Origin of the sequence: Paenibacillus sp. BIHB 4019, from assembly GCF_002741035.1 — a bacterium.
GTDB lineage: Bacteria > Bacillota > Bacilli > Paenibacillales > Paenibacillaceae > Pristimantibacillus.
In genome coordinates this window covers 4165481-4181155 of sequence record NZ_CP016808.1, presented here as the reverse complement: position 1 = coordinate 4181155, position 15675 = coordinate 4165481, and the positions used below count along the sequence as shown (strand labels likewise).

The window sequence follows — 15675 nt, the reverse complement described above, 5'->3', positions numbered from 1 at the left end:
GTTCATCTTCCTTCCTCATTCTCCGTTGATCCGCTAAGCGTATGCCTAATAATAACCAGCTCCGCCTCAATTCGCTCAGGTATTTCTTCATACAGCGTTTCCCATGGAACGAACAACGGCTCACGCTCCGCAAGCTCGTAAGGAACGAACTCAAACGATGGCGTGAACCGATGATACGCCTGCTGATAGGCTCGAACTAGCACATTCGTCTCTTCATCATACTGCCCCAGCGCCTTGTACCACTCCGGCAATGTAAGACCATCCAGCCCGGCATCGCGGTCTGTAGCAGTGCGCACATTCGGCAGCAGCTCGAAAATAATCGGCAGCGGCGAGAAGGCGTGCTTTCCAGGCTGCGAGTACAGGCTTGCTGTTTTCCCCGCCAGATTGGAGCGGTCAGGCAGCAGCGCCTTCATGTATTTGCCGTGAAAGCTCGCTTCCGCATCCACTACGGCGCCGTCCTTGCCTACATAAATCCATACATGCTCCAGCTCGTACAGATGCTGAATGTCATAATCCCAATAAATCGCGAACTCGATCACATAATCGACAATAGCATCCAGCCGTTCAAATTTGCGCCGAAACGACGGCGATTGCTCGCCTTCGCGCAGGACGGAAACACCGACCCGCACCGGATAAAACGGCTCTTTTTGATCAAAAAAAAGCCGTGGGGCATAGGACGCCAGATGCTTAATGTCCATCATCCTACACCTCGCGCTCGGACAGCTTGGCGAGCAGCAGCTCGTGGCTCTGTTCGATTTCCTCCGGTGTACATGCCGCTTTTAGCTCATACACCTTCACAGGAGCTGCTGCGATAATAGGCAGGAAACGATCGAAATAGCTCATGTCGCCGCTGTGTACATACGGACACCAGTGATCCGACAATCCAACCGTCTCATGGATGTGTATACCGACTACATTGTCCTTGATGGCTTCCATATCCCGCGCGTTATCGTACAAGCCCATACGCTCCATCATCATGCCATGGCCAAAATCATACCACAAGCCGACCGGTGCACCCTTCAGCCGGTCAAAAACCGACTTCGCCTCGCGCAGCGTCGGCATCTGATAACAGCGCGAACGCGTTTCAATGCCAATCGATACGTCCCAGCCCTTAGCCGCGATCTGGTCGCAAATATCTTCCAGACTATCGCCTATTCGCTGCAGGTAATGTTCCGACAATGATTCCCTGCGCTCCAGCATCTCGTTCCACAGCTTTACGTATGCAGGGGAGTCTGGCCCATGGTCATGATAAATTTTTTTGAGCTCATTATCGATGTTATAGTCGAACGGCACCTCGCCTGGATGCACGACAACCGCCTTCGCACCATAGCGATTCGCATATTCCGCCGAACGGATCAGCAGCTCGATTGCACGCTGCCGCTTTTCCTCGTCTTCAAAGCCGAGCAGCACAGAATCGGTACCATAGTCGGGGTCCGCAACATGCGGAAACGTATTGTGGACGCTCGACACTCCAATTTCTCCCCGTTCAATCATCGGCTCAATCGTCGACAACAGCTCCTGCGTGACGTTATAGTTCAGCTCAACGTAGCGAAAGCCGAGCTCCCGAATTTCATCGATCATGCTGCTGCCGACGTTGTGGCGTTTAATATTCCAGCATGTCGAGAACGAATATTGGCCTTTGTCGTTTCCCATAAGCTCCTCCTGAAATATAGATTCGGTTAACCTTTGACCGCACCGAGCATAACGCCACTAACGAAATACCGTTGAAGCCACGGATAAACAATCATAATTGGCACAGTTGCGAAAATAACGCTCGCCGCCTTCAAGCTTTCCGGCTGCAGCTTCGCCTGTCCGTTTGCGCCTTCCATTACCAGCAGCTCGCTGACCATGTTGTTTTGAACCAGCTGATAAAGCTTCAATTGCAGCGGATACATCTCTGGACTCGTAATATACATGAGCGTATCCGTAAAACCGTTCCAGCGGCCTACTGCATAAAACAAGCTCAGCGTAGCAATAACGGGCAGCGACAGCGGCACAATAATGCTAACCAAAGTGCGGAGGTACGAGCTTCCGTCAATCTCCGCTGACTCCTCCAGCGAATCGGGAATATTTTGAAAAAACGTAATCAAAATAATTAAATAAAACGGACTAACGAGACCTGGTAGCATAAGCGCCCATATCGAGTCGAGCAAGCCCAAATTGCGCACGAGCATATACTCTGGAATAAGTCCGCCGCTGAAAAACATCGTAATGATAATAATGAACATGACCAGCTTGCGGCCTTTTAATTTTGTTTTAGCAAGCGGGTAAGCCGCCGCAATCGTCATTATCATGCACATGATTGTAAATAAAACCGTCAGCAGAACGGTAAAACCGAGTGACCGGATCATCGACGCATCTGAAAATACCTTCTTGTAGGCATCCCAATTGATTTCGACAGGAATAAGGCTGACCTCACCAGACATGATGGAACGTGTTGAGCTGAGCGAGATAGCGATTATATGAAGAAACGGAGCCAAACATAGCAGCACGAATAATAAAATGGCGATCGTATTGACAATATCAAATGATCGGCTGGCTTGTTGATCTCTCATGTCTTATCGCTCCTTTCCAATTTTCATAGAAAATAAAAGTTTATAATCAAGGTGAAACAGCTGTCGCCGTCCTTTGGCGGTGCGGCGCGTTTCAGTCAGAGAAATATAAGCCTATTTATACGTGTAAAACTTATAAATTCTTATATTTTAAATAATGCTTTGGTCTGCCAGTTTCTTGGATAAGTAGTTGGCGCCTAAGACGAACACAAGTCCGACAACTGCCTGGAACAAGCCGACGACCGTAGCAAGCGTATATTGTCCAGATTCAATGCCGATACGGTATACGAAGGTGCTGAGCACGTCCGAATAATCACGTACAGCGGTATTTCCGATAATATAAGGACGTTCAAATCCGATGGCAATCATATTGCCCACGTTAATAATGAGAAGCGTAACAATCGTTGGTTTTAAGGATGGCAGCGTAATGCTCCAAATTTTTCTCAGTCTGCCTGCTCCGTCAACGTCAGCCGCCTCGAACAACTCCCTGTTGATGCCTGTAAGAGCCGCCAAATAAATGATCGTCCCCCAGCCGGCACTTTGCCAAACTCCGACGATTAAATACGTAATTAACCAATCGTTTTTGTCCGTAAGAAAAGGAATCGCTTCAAAGCCTAACGAAGTTACGAAATTGTTAACCATACCGGATTGCGTACCAAACACTTGGTAGACGATCCCGCCGATAATAACCCACGAAATGAAATGCGGAATGTACAAAATCGTTTGCGAAATCTTTTTGAACCAAGCTGATTTGAGCTCATATAGCATAATAGCGATAAACAAAGGAGCCGGGAAAGAGAAAAGCAGATCCAAAAAATTAAGCATGAGCGTATTGCGCAGTGTCTTGTAAAAGTCCGACATGGCGAATACTTCCTTGAAAGCATCAAGTCCGATCCATTCAGAACCATTAATCCCTTGGAAAAAGTTAAAATCCTTAAACGCAATAATAATGCCGTACATCGGTCCATATTTGAAAACCAAGAAATAGGTAACCGGTAAAATAAGCAGCATATATAATTGCCAGTATCTGCGTAAATACACGCGCATGTTCAATATTATCCACTCCTATCTGCTTACGATTAAGCCCGGAGACGGGACTTAAGAAATATCCATCGTCTCCGAGCTGCTTAATGCAGGCGTTATTTTTATTTCATGGCCTCATAAGCTTTTGTGCGTTCATCCAAAATCGCTTGACCGCCGTTAGCCATATAATCCTTCATGATCGATTCGAATGTGCTTTCGAATTGATCCGGCTTCACCATCGTTGCTTTAACGACAATTTCATTGAACTTGTCACGCAGCGCCGAACCATATTTGGCTTGGGCTTCGATCGGATGGTCGAACAAGACCGGCTTGATCGTATCAGATCTGGAAATCGTCAGTGCTTTGCGAGTTTCTTCTTGGAATTGCTCAGGCATGCCTAGTACATAAGCCTCTACGTTTTTCTCCGTATCACCCAACTGTTTGCCGTTGGAGATAATGGCCATGTCACCCCAGTTGTATACGCGATTTTTGATATCATCTGGAGCATCGGCTTTAGCTACCGGGATACCGTCTTGAAGATCATAGTTTTCGCCAGCTACACCATTTTGAATGTTAAGCAGGTTGTCTCCAGAAGCCATCCAATCCAGGTACTTAATTGCCTCTACTGCATTTTTGCTGCTTTTCGGAATCATAAGGTACAGACCAACTGGCGCATATTCCGGCTTCGGATGTTTGCCCTCGGAGTTCGAGTAAACATCAACAGAGGAAAGCTTAGCGTCAGGAATGTTCGTTTGCAGTGTCGAGTACAAACCATCTGGATAGAACGGGTTCATATCGTCTTCGCTGAAGAAACCGACCAAGCCTTTAGCTGCATCTTCGTTCAGCTTCTTCTTGTCTTCATCAAGGCTGAAGTCTTTGCTCATCAGACCTTCGTTATAGAGCTTGTTCATGAATTGCAAAGCGTCTTTAAAGCCAGGAAGCAGAATCGGGAAGTCATTGGATCCGAGCTGCTGTGTCAGCGTGTAGCGCTGTTCTTCAGTAACGGGCTGAATGAAGGACCATAGAAGCGGCTCATATTGTGCAGATGCTAGCGCCATTCCGAGCGGAATCACTTTGCCGCCAGTTTGACCCGGATCTTTTTCTTTAAACGCTTTCAAAGTCGTGTAAAGCTCATCTGTCGTTTGCGGCACAGGCAGGCCTAGCTTGTCGAGCCAGTCTTGACGGACGAAAGATGAATATTTCCCTAAATGCGCACGTTTTGCTGGCAGTGCGAATTGCTGGCCTTGATAATTACCATAAGCTAGCGTATCGTCGCCTAGAAATTTTTTGAGGTTCGGACCGTATTGATCAAGCAGCTCGCCAAGGTCAGTCAAACCGCCTTGCTGCGCATAACGGTAAAACGTACCCGAATCATAAGTGAATACGATATCAGGAACATCGCTTCCGCTCGCCATTAGAACGTTAAGCTTCTGTACTTCCTCTGAACGTGGAATCGGTACAAATTGCACATCAACGTTATTTGCCTTGCCGAAGTTATCCTGTACATATGTCGTCAAATAGTTTTTTGTAATAGTCGAACCAGAAGGAGAATTGCCACGATCGAATACTTCCACCTTAAGTGTTACTGGCTTACCGGAGGCTGCTTCGCCACCTGTCGTTTTGTTTCCAGTTTCATTGTTGCTGCCGCATGCACCAAGAAGCATAGTACCTGCAAGCGTAAGTGCTAGCAAAACGCTGGTTTTCTTTTTCCCCTTCACAACTTTCATCATTTGATTCAACCCCTCTTTCTTTTTCGTTAATTTGTTTCCTGTACTCGATTATGAACCGAAGAATGAAGCATTGTTGAACGCGCTTTCATTCGTCGCTTGCAAACCGTGATTAGGAAGTGGCCTCAGTATGACACGATTTGCAATACGCTGACAATAAACCAGTTTCGGCGCGGCAAACCGTTAAGCCGAATCCTTGCCCAGCAAGGCTTTTGGCAATTAGAATAGATCATTTTCCCGACATAAACCGTTTTCCATCAATGCTGAAAAAGCCCGTCATAAAGCCATTTCCGCAGGTAAACTATATTCCGGCTAAACAAATAGAGCAGCAGTCCGAACATCTTTCCTTGTTCGAACTGCCGCTTCAACAAACAACTTATCCATTTGCATGAACGATTGAAAAAACGATAACCCTGTTGCTTCGTAACCCTTAGTTAGTTCAAAACTGAAGGCCGCATTTTGAGCTTTCGGAATTCGCCTGGCGTTACACCGGTTATCCGTTTGAATACCCGGCCGAAGGTGATAGAATTGGCGTACCCAACCTGAAGAGCAATACCTTGAACCGTCTCGTCGGTATTCGCGAGCAGACGCTCAGCCTGCTGGATTCGAAGCTGCACAAGAAAATCGACGAACTTCATATCGTACTCCAGCTTAAACAGGTAGCTTGCATACTTGCCCGATATTTGGAAGCGGTCGCTCAAATGATTGAGAGAAAGGTCTGGATCGGCAAAGTTTTCCTGAATGTAGGCTCTCATATCCGTTATCATCGTTTTGTAGCTTTTCGTCTCGCTCATCGCCACATATGCATCGAATAGATCAGCCAAATATTCTAGCAGCTGTTCCTTCATTTCTGCCAAAGTCGAAGCTGTCTTTAGCTTGGCAAGCAGTGCAGATGAGCGATCGCCTTCCAGAAATTCATTCAGTGATTCCGACAAATCCTTTAGCTCACGGCTGAGCATTTGCATAAATATTTGCATGAGCGAATGAATATCTTCATCCTTGAGCGTATCCGTATTGAGCCGCTTGAATAATTGCTCAAACGTATTGCGCCAGCTTTCATTCGTCTGCCTAAATTCCTGCACGCAATCGGTACACATTTGAATGTAATGAAACGTACCGTACTGTTTGCCCTGCGGAATGTCGCCGCTGAACGTAACCGCCTCGCGTCCGATACAGAGCTGATATTCCATACCAGAGAGGGCATCGCGGTAAGATTGTCCGATTCGACTCCATTCGTTTACAATCGTACCAATCCCAATTGACAGCATAAAACGCAAATGCTCGCCTACCCACTGCTGTGCAACGATTGCAGAAGTTCGAAGCTGATCCAGCATTCGAGATTCGTCATCCGAAACCGCAAACACAAAGGCGATAAGATCCGGCGCCAGCCATTCTCCCCAGCCCTGCAAGCCTTCGTTGTGAGCCAGCTCTTGCATAACATTGCCGAGCGCAAATTTCAGAACATTTTGCTCGTTAAGCGTATTTTCGGACTGAAAATCATCATAACGGTTGAGCTTTACAACCATTACGGCATACTGTCCGGCGCTCGGCAGCAAATCCAGCTTGCGCATCCGCTCGTTAGTTTGCCCATTTTGTTCCCCGCTAATAAGCTCATTAAAAAGCTGCCTGCGCTGAAGCATCATACTTTCACGCTGCTTCTTTTCGTGATCCAACGACTGCACAATTAAGTTTTCAAGCGCACGGTCAATCATCGTCAAATCATCTGTCAAAACCGCTCCCCCGTCGCCGCTCCGCAGCTGCAGCGCCTGAATACGATTCATCATTAACCGGATCGGCTTATAGTTTCGGCGCGTTACCCAAATGATATAAATAATAGCCGCCACGAATGTCAGAATAGCCATAACGACCCATGCATAGGATACGACCGATACCCAGCCGAGCAAATGGCCGTCCTGAATCCCACTCTCGAAAGTCCAGCCTAGAGAATCCGAAGTGACAGTTGTCAGAACGCTGCCGCCGCCTGATTCGTCTGAGCCATTGTTGACGGGATAAATAGGCTTGTTAGCCCCATCGGTAATTCGCATGAACGAAACCTGATGGCTTGTCATACTGCCGATCATTTGTTCAACTACGTACAAATCGACATTGATGACCAGTATGCCTTCCTTTCCGAACGGGAACGGCGTCCGCTTATGCATCGTAATGACCCTGACAGGCTTCAGGCGGTCATATTCCCGATACTCCCGGCTTGCCGACCATCCTTGGTAATCAAGATTTTTTTTCGCCAGCTGAATAAAATCACGATCGCCAAAATCCGGAAGATCGGTCTGCCCGCTCGCTGTAAGCACCGTATCGTCGGATTCCCTATAAAGATAGGCCGATTCGATAAAGTCGTTTTCTTCTACAAGCGAACGCAAACTATGAACGACGCTGTATCTGTCGCTCGTTTCGGAGGAGCCGTTCAAAAACGCAGTGTAGCTTTTATTTTTGACGGCTTCGTTCATCGCGTTAAACTCCGCTCCACGTATAGCGCGTTCGACGCTTTCCACCACATAGCCGGTGGTGATGTTGTCTGCCTTTGCAGTCTCGGACCGTGATATCTCATTAAGTGCAATGAACGATAAAAAAATAATCATTGACACAGTAAGCACCAAAATTGGAAAATAAGACACAAGCAACCGGAAGTACCAGTTGTTTAGCTTAAGCATGTTAAACCCCCTACAATGACAACAATTTTTGTAAGCGTTACCATTTCAACGCAATTAGAACAAGTTAAGCGGTATACTTTGTTAATCTATTGTAGCACAGCCCCTCTAGAATCGAAATACTTCATGACAGCCAAAATAGTGGTTGCTGCTTCTTTCTACCTCTAGTTTAGCCAATTCGTAAATGCGATCCTCATCAAATGAATACTTGGCGACCGTTAAAACTTTCCACTTGCTGACCGCAAAAGCAATATAATTTGCGTTAGCATGCTATAGCTGTTCACTCATTGTCTAATTCCTCCATTACTAAAAATATAAAAAACACAGGCCAGCTGCCTGTGCTTTCAGTAATCGAGAATAAGAGCAGCGGCAGACGAATCGTCAGTCACTACATGATAAGCGCTGCTGGGCTTCTCGGAATGTATTGTTAAGTTATATTGTGCAAAGCGTTAACGGCCTCTTGTTTGTCCCGTAAAAATAGTACCTGCTTGCCGTTATTGCATTCATAAATAAAATCCTTCAAGCTCTTGCTGTCATAAGCATCAAAATCTCCAACGATGGCCAGCTTCACCTTGTAGTTCACATATTTCTGCAAAATCTCGCCCGCCAGCTTAGTTTTGAGCTCGAAGAAATCCTCCGTTATGTTTGCTTTTTGGAGGATGATTTTATGGCATTCGTGATTGTAATTAACAGAAGCCATTAAATCGAGCGCATCCTGAACATCGCGGATGATCACGTCAGAGCTTTCTATAACGGCAACCTTGGAGCTCCCTTGCTGGTCGATAGTTATGTTCATTTTTCTTCGCCTCCCCCATTTAGTGTAACACCACCTTCCTTCAAAAAAAAGCTAAACGTCCACGCTTAACTTGGTTAGCGCTTCTGTCTTTTGGCATCGATTGTTTTCTTGTATAATGATAATCAACCGGATGACTGAGAATACATGCTTTTACAGAGGGAGGATATATATGCGCCATTCATCGCCATCCATAGATCGAAGAGTCCACAAGTCGAAGGCAGCTCTAAAACAGGCCCTGCTCGAAAACATGCTCCGTAAATCGTTCGAGGATATTTCGATTACCGATATCGTGAAGGCTGCCGACTTGAATCGTGGCACGTTTTATAAACATTATGCGATCAAAGAAGAGCTGCTTGATGATATTTTGGCTGATGTGATGACTGATCTTATCCAGTCCTACCGTTCTCCATATTTGCATTATCAAAATTTCGACATACAGAGCTTAAGTGCTTCAGCTATCAAAATTTTTGATCACGTGCTTGCCAATGCTACTGTTTATACATTATTGGTAACAACGGGCATTTTGGCGAACTTCCGCAACACCGTTTACGAAACGCTCAAAAGATTGTATTTGGACGATGTTACTGAAATGTCTCCAAACCCGAAAATTGATAAAGAGCTGCTTGCCTGTTATCAGGCTAATGCTGTCTTCGGCCTCATTGCCGAATGGGTGCAGAGCCATTTTAAATACAGCTCCTCTTATATGGCAGAGCAGTTATTAGAATTTACGCGTTTAAACCGCGCTCATGAAGTTTACCGTTCGAATCTCGCCCAAGCCTAGACTCTGGCCACCTGCATTTGGGCAATAAACAGACGCCTAAACATCCGGCAAAATAAAAAAAAGAGCCCGGCTATCGCCAGAAGCTCTTATCATCCTATTCCTTGTTAGTTGCTGATCCAACCGCCATCGACAGGCAGTTCAATACCCGTTACGAACTTGGATTCGTCCGAAGCCAAATACAAGTAAGCATAGGCAATATCCAGCGATTCGCCGGCATGTGGAGGCAAAGGCGCCAGGTTTTTGTAATGCTCGCCCATTTCAACCTGCGATTTAATGCCGGCTTTCTCGACCATCCCCGTAAATACCGCTCCCGGATGTACGGAATTGACACGAATGTTATCTTTGGCAAACCATTGAGCTGTATGTTTAGTCAGTGAGCGTACCGCACCTTTGGATGCACTGTATGCCGCACCCTGCGCATCAGCAATTCCGCCGATAATCGCTGCAATGGACGACGTATTCACAATCGACCCTCGTCCATTTTTTTGCATATGCGGAATGACTGCTTTCATGCCAAGCCATACGCCTGAAGTGTTAATGGACATCACTTTATCCCAATCCGCCAACTCAGCTTCCAAAACGCCCTTGGCGATATGAATGCCCGCATTGTTAACGAGAATATCGATTTTTCCGTATTTGGCAATCGTTGCTTCTACAACCGCGTTCCACGATTCAGGACTGGATACGTCCAGCTTCAATGCAATTGCGTCTCCGCCATTTTCCACCATTTCGCTCACTTTAGCTTGCAGCACGTCCTCGACTACATCCGTTACGACAACCTTTGCGCCTTCTTTGGCAAATAATTGTGCTCCAGCAAGCCCCATGCCGCTGGCCGCCCCTGTAATAATGGCTACTTTACCTGTCAATCTACCCATTCTGATCATCCTTTCTATCTGACAACTATAGTATAAGGAGGATTTAGAGCGTTCTCAATCGGCAAATGAAAGCGCTTTTGTACGTTTAGCAACGGATTAAAACCGTTCTGTATGTTAATCTTTTATAACGAACAAATGAGGGCCAAAGTGTTGATCTTTTTTTAAAATCGTCCTGTCCATAACCGCTTAAGGAGTCCAGCAACAAAAATAAAAAGCGCCCGGATTTCCGGACGCCATTCATTTATAATTTACCTTATTCTATTGCTTGTGATGCGAAACGGCCTTTAGCCTCGCGGGTTTTAGAAAGAAGCCTGCTTGACTGGGTCCCGTTCACTGCCCAGATCAAGCGTCCGTGCTGTTGAAGTATGAATTTCGCTTATAAGCTCTGGATTGTTCAACAGCTGCACGCCATAGGAAGGAATCATTTCTTTAATTTTCGGTTCCCATGCTTTCATATGCTGCGGGAAGCATTTCCCCATCAGCTCAAGCATAACGGAAACAGCGGTTGAAGCACCCGGAGATGCGCCGAGCAAGGCAGCTATCGAGCCATCAGCGGCATTAATGACTTCCGTACCAAACTGCAGCGTTCCTTTGCCGGCAGCTGTATCTTTAATGACTTGCACACGCTGGCCGGCTATAACTAGCTCCCAATCTTCGCTTTTGGCGTTCGGGACAAATTGGCGTAAAGCTTCCATGCGCTGTTCTTTCGATTGCATAACTTCCTTGATCAAATATTGGGTCAATGACATATTTTTCACGCCTGCTGCCATCATCGTAACCAAATTATCCGTTTTTACGGAAGCCAGCAAGTCCATCATCGAGCCGTTTTTCAAAAACTTTGGCGAGAAACCGGCAAAGGGACCAAAAAACAACGATTCCTTCTTGTCGATAAACCTAGTGTCCAGATGCGGAACCGACATCGGTGGCGCGCCAACTGGAGCTTGGCCGTAAACTTTTGCATGATGCTGCGCGACGATTTCCGGTTTTTTACACACCATGAATATGCCGCTTACCGGAAATCCTCCAATGCCTCTTCCTTCAGGAATGCCGGATTTTTGCAGCAAATGCAGGCTTCCGCCCCCGCCGCCGATAAAGACGAATTTCGCATGCTGTCGCTCAACAGCACCATTATCTACATTGCGTACTTTCAATTCCCACGAGCCGTCGCTAGCACGTTTAATATCATCCACATTATGCTTGTATTTGATATCGACATTTTTGCTCTTCAAGTGGGTAAACAACATGCGCGTTAAAGCGCCAAAGTTAACATCCGTACCGGATTCAATTCTTGTAGCCGCTATAGGCCCATTCAAGGTCCGGTCCTTCATAATTAGCGGAATCCATTCCAGCAGCTTGCCCGGATCTTCGGAATACTCCATTCCTTGAAACAAAGGATTGTTAGACAACGCTTCAAAACGCTTCTTCAAAAACGTTACATCTTTATCCCCTTGGACTAAGCTCATATGAGGCAATGGCGTAATAAAGTCCCGCGGATTGCGGATTAAATTGCTGTCCACAAGATAGGACCAAAACTGCTTGGAAACCTGATACTCTTCATTTACTTTTATAGCTTTGCTAATGTCTACGGAGCCGTCTGCTTTCTCGACGGTGTAGTTAAGCTCGCACAAGGAAGAATGGCCTGTTCCTGCATTATTCCATTCATTCGAGCTTTCTTCCCCTGCGCTTGCAAGCCGCTCAATTACTGTGATTTCCCAGTCCGGTACTAATTCCTTCAGCAGTGACCCCAAAGTCGCACTCATAATACCGGCACCAATTAAGATAACGTCTGTTTTGGTTTGTCTGTTGCTCATTTCTACCGTCCTTACACTAATATTTGAAGAAAAAATGTAGGCTTCCTGCCTGCTTAAACTGCTATGCGGGCTAAACAAACACCTTTTCTGATTCACGTATTTCCTGATCAAAGCTAACCTTATTATTAAAGTGTTAAGATATTTACTATTATAAAGCCTTTACAAATCATTCACAAGAATAGGGAATAGGTTACAATCCTATCGCCTCGTTGTTATATCGTCAGTTTTGGATATCCGATCATCCCCAATAAGTTTTACTCTCAAACAACTTGAAAAAAAAGCGATTTCAACAGCAAAAATCAGCCTGAGAGCAGAAAACTTACATTCTCAGGGGAGAAAGGAATATCAAAACTTCATTTGAACATTACTACTATCATATCACAAAAGTCACTCCCTGTTAGTACTGATTTTGAACATGACTGTGACGTTTCAGAACGAACTGAATTAGGTATTTTAGACAAGCTGCAATTCTTCTATAAATGAACGAAGCGTGTTCGTTAATAACGAATCTTTTCGACGAATAAATACAGTCGTAATCTCATTATAGGATTGAGGCATACTGAAACCATGGATCATTCCTTCATCAACCAATCGTCGTACAGAGGATTTAGGAACAACTGTAATACCGATTCCAGCCGTAATGCTTCCAATAATGGTTTCAAACGATCCGAACTGCATGATCTGCCTTGGAATAATCCCCTCTTCTTTCAACCAGCTTTCCAGTCTTTCCCGATAACCGCATCCTTTGTTGAATAGCAACAGCGGCTTTACCGTGATGTCTTGCATGGAAAAAGTGTCGCTCTTTGAGACGAGAATAAGTTCTTCTCGTAAAACCTCGTGGCAATCGATTAACGGATGCTTCACAGGCCCCGTAACAAAAGCGCCGTCTAACTTCATGCTCGTCACATCTTGAAGCAATTGCTCGGTCACACCGACCGTCAGCGACAAATCTACATTCGGGTGCTTTTCAAGGTACGAGGATAAAATTCCTGGCAGTCTCATTACCGTTTCTACAATACCAATATTGAGGACCCCTGATGGGGCAGCTGTATCCTGAAAAACACGCTGTATTTCTTCCAATTTCCCTAATACTTCTTCCACGTATACAATTAATCGTTTTCCCTCCGTATTTAACACCATTCCCCGCTTATGTCGATAAAACAATTCTGTCTGAAGTTCTTTTTCCAGCCGCTTTATTCTTGCGGTTACGTTGGACTGAACATAATTTAATTCAATTGCGGCTTGACTAACACTGCCTAAATCAGCAACTGTTTTAAAAATTTTCAAGTCATTGAGTTCCATTTTTCTTCCCCCATGAGCATTCCAGTATGAAACAAATACAAAGTAAATATCATTATAAATGATAGTAAATAGTACTATCAATCATTTTACCTCGGATGATGAATCTCTTATGATTAAACATGTTACATGGATTAAACATCATAGGAGATGAAGAAATTGACTAGAAAGACCGTTTTTTTAGGATCAGCACTATGTCTGACCGCAAGCGTTTCATGGGGAGCCATGTTCCCGGTAGCGCATAGCGCACTGCAACATATGGATCCGCTGTATTTTTCAATGATTCGATATTTCATCGTTACCGTTATTCTCATCTGTTTTTTGTTGCTGAAAGAGGGAAGGCCGGCTTTTCGTTTTGAAGGAAAAGGTCTGAAGCTCCTCTTTTATGGGACAATGGCATTTACAGTGTATAATTTTTTGGTTTTCTCGGGTCAGCATCTCATGGGAGAATCGGGCACAATTACAGCCTCCATTATGGAAGTGCTAATGCCCTTGATTTCCATCCTTATTATTTGGTACAGAACAAAAAACAAACCTACTAAATCTACGTTGATTACGATTAGTATCGCTTTAATCGGCGCGTTGCTCGTAATAACGAATGGGAGCCTTTTATTCTTTACAGCGGCTGCACAACAGCTTCTCCCCGTACTGCTCATTTTCTTCGGTGTCGTGGGCTGGGTGCTTTATTCTTTAGGCGGCAGCGAGTTTAAAAGCTGGTCGACGCTAAGATATTCAACACTAACCTGTTTGTTGGGAACGACAACATCAATGATCATCGTTGTATTCGCATCCCTATTCCATCTGATCACAGTTCCAGACTGGAGCACACTCGTATCTGTTAAATACGAGATGTCGTTCATGGCTCTCATGCCTGGGCTTGTAGCTTTACTAAGCTGGAATGCGGGCCTTAAAGCATTGGCTCCCGTCAATGGCATCCTGTTTATTAGCTTAGTCCCTATAACAACGTTTATTATCATGAGTTTTCAGGGATATTCGATAAGCCTTAATGAATTTTATGGTGCTTTACTCGTGATCTTCGCCTTGATTCAAAATAATTTCAATCAGCGGAAAATAGTAAAATCTCATATGAAGGTTGAGTTAAGGGCAACTCAGGATAATGTGTAAGAAAAGAGTAAAAGATATGGAGTAGTAAGGAAGTGTCTCAAATTGAAATTCAAACCCGAACTAGAAAAATCGACTGGAGAAATCAATCCAGGAAACAAACCTCGTCTATCGCGAAAGAGAAAACTTCGATACCGAAGAATTAGTATCGTTGTAATCGTACTCGCAAGCATGATTTTTGGAATCATCTATCTATTATTCAGCTGCGCTACCGACGAGATTCGGGGCGATTTATACCCGATTTCTAAGAAACAACCATCCATGCAAAGCCTAAATATCCATTCATCTCGAACGCCGGATGAAGTTCCTGTTTCCCATAAGGTGGTATACCTCACGTTTGATGATGGGCCAAGCAAATATACAAACGAGATTCTGGATATTCTAAAAGAGTATCAAGCAAGAGCAACTTTCTTCATGATTGGAGCACAGTTGGATGGGCACAAGAACGAAGTTCAGCGAATGGTCATCGAAGGCAGCTATCCTGGACTACATAGTATGTCGCATGACTTCAACATATTGTATAAGAGTGGTAGTTCAACTCCGTTTATTGAGGAATTTCAAAGAGAACAGCAGCTAGTGGAAGACATTGTAGGTTTCGCCCCGAATCTGATTCGAGCCCCATATGGGAGTGAACCACAGATCGATGAGGAGTTTCGCGGAGATATATCCGCATCCGGTTTTCGAATGTGGGATTGGACCGTGGATTCTATGGACTGGAGTTTTGCAGGGGAGCCGGACAAAATAGTAGAGCTGGTACGTAATAACGTGCATCGAGATCGGGAAGTGATTTTAATGCATGAACGCAAGCAAACCTTGGAGGCCTTACCACGCATTTTGAAGTTCCTCCAAGAGGCGGGCTATGAGTTTAATGTGTACGATCCCAACAATCCCTTTATAGCCAATTTTAGCGGTGACTCGCGTTTGTAATGAATAAGTTAATGCTATTTGAACAAACAGAGGCCTATTAAAAAAATAACCGCCAACAGCAGCTCCATAAGAGAGCCGCCATGGCGGTTACTTTTT

General features: G+C 45.1%; 13 protein-coding genes. 3 read left to right on the top strand and 10 right to left on the bottom strand.

What is annotated here, in order from left to right:
- Window positions 1–2: 2 nt before the first annotated feature.
- From BBD42_RS18180 to BBD42_RS18150, 7 genes are all read right to left on the bottom strand, one after another.
- Entirely contained in the window at window positions 3–701 is a 699-nt protein-coding gene (locus BBD42_RS18180; protein WP_348272570.1) for a hypothetical protein, read from the bottom strand.
- Window position 702: 1 nt separating this feature from the next.
- Window positions 703–1653 (bottom strand): sugar phosphate isomerase/epimerase family protein, encoded by a 951-nt coding sequence (locus BBD42_RS18175; RefSeq protein WP_099519308.1) that lies wholly within the window; start codon window positions 1651–1653, stop codon window positions 703–705.
- A gap of 26 nt (window positions 1654–1679) precedes the next feature.
- Window positions 1680–2555 (bottom strand): carbohydrate ABC transporter permease, encoded by an 876-nt coding sequence (locus tag BBD42_RS18170; RefSeq protein ID WP_099519307.1) that lies wholly within the window; start codon window positions 2553–2555, stop codon window positions 1680–1682.
- 147 nt (window positions 2556–2702) lie between these two features.
- Window positions 2703–3599 carry an ABC transporter permease gene (locus BBD42_RS18165; RefSeq protein ID WP_481855981.1) on the bottom strand — a complete coding sequence of 299 codons (897 nt, stop codon included), beginning with the start codon at window positions 3597–3599 and terminating at the stop codon, window positions 2703–2705.
- Window positions 3600–3697: 98 nt separating this feature from the next.
- Window positions 3698–5302 (bottom strand): extracellular solute-binding protein, encoded by a 1605-nt coding sequence (locus BBD42_RS18160; protein WP_481855980.1) that lies wholly within the window; start codon window positions 5300–5302, stop codon window positions 3698–3700.
- A 434-nt stretch (window positions 5303–5736) separates the two neighbouring features.
- Window positions 5737–7971 (bottom strand): helix-turn-helix domain-containing protein, encoded by a 2235-nt coding sequence (locus tag BBD42_RS18155; protein ID WP_099519304.1) that lies wholly within the window; start codon window positions 7969–7971, stop codon window positions 5737–5739.
- A gap of 424 nt (window positions 7972–8395) precedes the next feature.
- A complete protein-coding gene (locus BBD42_RS18150) occupies window positions 8396–8764 on the bottom strand; it encodes a DUF4180 domain-containing protein (protein WP_099519303.1) in 369 nt (122 codons plus the stop codon).
- 169 nt (window positions 8765–8933) lie between these two features.
- Here BBD42_RS18150 and BBD42_RS18145 point away from each other — a divergent pair, with 169 nt between their 5' ends.
- On the top strand, window positions 8934–9545 hold the full coding sequence (locus tag BBD42_RS18145) for a TetR/AcrR family transcriptional regulator (protein WP_172455546.1): 612 nt from the start codon (window positions 8934–8936) through the stop codon (window positions 9543–9545).
- 104 nt (window positions 9546–9649) lie between these two features.
- On the opposite strand, the gene BBD42_RS18140 is transcribed toward BBD42_RS18145, so the two are convergent.
- The 3 genes from BBD42_RS18140 to BBD42_RS18130 all read right to left on the bottom strand — a co-directional run bounded on the left by BBD42_RS18140 (window position 9650) and on the right by BBD42_RS18130 (window position 13533).
- Window positions 9650–10420, bottom strand: coding sequence for an SDR family NAD(P)-dependent oxidoreductase (locus BBD42_RS18140; protein ID WP_099519301.1), 771 nt, complete (start codon window positions 10418–10420; stop codon window positions 9650–9652).
- Window positions 10421–10719: 299 nt separating this feature from the next.
- Window positions 10720–12231 carry a malate:quinone oxidoreductase gene (locus BBD42_RS18135; protein ID WP_099519300.1) on the bottom strand — a complete coding sequence of 504 codons (1512 nt, stop codon included), beginning with the start codon at window positions 12229–12231 and terminating at the stop codon, window positions 10720–10722.
- Between the two features lie 453 nt (window positions 12232–12684).
- A complete protein-coding gene (locus tag BBD42_RS18130; RefSeq protein ID WP_099519299.1) occupies window positions 12685–13533 on the bottom strand; it encodes a LysR family transcriptional regulator in 849 nt (282 codons plus the stop codon).
- A gap of 156 nt (window positions 13534–13689) precedes the next feature.
- Here BBD42_RS18130 and BBD42_RS18125 point away from each other — a divergent pair, with 156 nt between their 5' ends.
- Window positions 13690–14655 (top strand): DMT family transporter, encoded by a 966-nt coding sequence (locus BBD42_RS18125; protein ID WP_237163141.1) that lies wholly within the window; start codon window positions 13690–13692, stop codon window positions 14653–14655.
- 42 nt (window positions 14656–14697) lie between these two features.
- Window positions 14698–15579 (top strand): polysaccharide deacetylase family protein, encoded by an 882-nt coding sequence (locus tag BBD42_RS18120; RefSeq protein ID WP_237163140.1) that lies wholly within the window; start codon window positions 14698–14700, stop codon window positions 15577–15579.
- Window positions 15580–15675 lie beyond the last annotated feature (96 nt).